Source organism: Mangrovicella endophytica (assembly GCF_002893625.1).
Classification (GTDB): Bacteria; Pseudomonadota; Alphaproteobacteria; order Rhizobiales; family Rhizobiaceae; genus Mangrovicella; species Mangrovicella endophytica.
In genome coordinates, this window is record NZ_PKMZ01000025.1 from 1 (window position 1) to 1,429 (window position 1,429).

General features: G+C 68.1%; 1 protein-coding gene. It reads right to left on the bottom strand.

Annotated features, from left to right (window positions below):
- Window positions 1-188: 188 nt before the first annotated feature.
- Window positions 189-656: a RidA family protein gene (locus C0R46_RS20570; RefSeq protein ID WP_157944715.1), complete on the bottom strand. Its 468-nt coding sequence runs from the start codon at window positions 654-656 to the stop codon at window positions 189-191.
- Window positions 657-1,429 lie beyond the last annotated feature (773 nt).

Below are 1,429 nucleotides of genomic sequence, written 5' to 3' on the forward strand. Positions count from 1 at the left end.
ACACCGCCCGCCAGCCCTTCGAGTGATCCCGGTGATCATTCGCGCCCATCCGAATGGGCCGGCGGTGACACGGAGGATAGGGGCAGGCGACAAGGGCGGGGATAAGGTTTTCGGCCGCGCACTCTCCGCCACCTCAGTGGCGTCGCCATTGCCGGGGCTCGACTGCCCCGCAGCCGCGATATAATCGCCTACGGAGCAACCGCTGCCACGACATCGACCTCCATCACCATGCCCGGCCAGGCCAAGCCCTGCACCACGAGGAAGGTATGCGGCGTCGCAGGCGCACCCTTCATGGCCTCGGCGCGGCACTTGCCGATCACCTTCGCCATTCCGGGCTGGGTGACGTAGGTCGTCGCCTTGACGATGTCCGTCACCGCCGCTCCCTGCGCCTTTAGCGATTTCTCGATCTTCTCCCACGCGTATTTGCACTGCGCCGCAATATCGCCGGGGTAGCGGATCTCTCCCGTCTTCTCGTCCTCCGACCCTTGGCCGGAGAGATAGATAAAGCGGGCCGGAGTCCGAACCGTCGTCGCGTCCGCAAAGAAGCCGCTGTTCCAGTTGCCGTAGTCGACGGTCTTGCGCTCGAACCCGTCCTCCGCTCGGCACAGGCTTGTCAGGGTCAACAGGGCAAAGGTGGTGGCGAGTATGCGCTTCATGATTGTCCTTTCCGCCAACCTCATGGCGTTGGCTGCCGGAACAGACGCAAGCCTCGTGCCACGCGCCTCGCATAAACGGCTCCGGCGGGGCGTCATGATCGCGTGATCCACGTCTATCCTTTCAACGGCGGCGCGTAGCCGCCCGCTGACGGCAGCCAGAGCCCGACGAGGCCCTGTAGTCAGGCTGCCCCGCACCGCAGGTGATGGCGGATGCGCAACCCTCCGCACAGCGTTTCGGCAGCGTCTTGGCTGACGGTTCGGCTTTGTTGTTCCTGCGGGCTGGCGCGGGGGACACGGATCGGCCGGAGGATCCCGGCTGGCCAGCGGCGGTCGGTGCTGGCTGGCTCGTCCCTCACCCCTCCTCCTGAGCGTGTCGAGGACGGGGGCGGACGGTCAGGGGCCGCGGCGGTGCAACGCCTGGCGTCACCGTGCTCCTTCGCCTCTCGACGGGCTCGGGACGCTCAGGCTGAGGGTGACGGGCAGCGACTGCCCGGTCCGCTTCCCGATCGTGCCACGCCAGCGCGGGAATCCATGCTGGGGGTGTCGTTCCGCCGGAGCGGTCGACCGGCACAAGCCGATGACAGCCGGAGGCACTGCGCTGGCCGGTCGCCGCAACGATCCGAGGCTAGGCCTGTCCGAGGGCGCTGCTACGCGACAGCCCGCCGCGCTGATATGCCCCGTCACCTGTCTGGCGGACGTGTCCGACTGTCCGGCGGGCGACGCTGTCGGTGCCTTCGGGCGCGCCGCACCGCGGTCACCCTCGGCACCGGCTG

Bases quoted from the DNA above. Each gene is read 5' to 3' on its own strand.
- C0R46_RS20570 (WP_157944715.1), bottom strand. From the start codon at position 656: ATGAAGCGCATACTCGCCACCACCTTTGCCCTGTTGACCCTGACAAGC.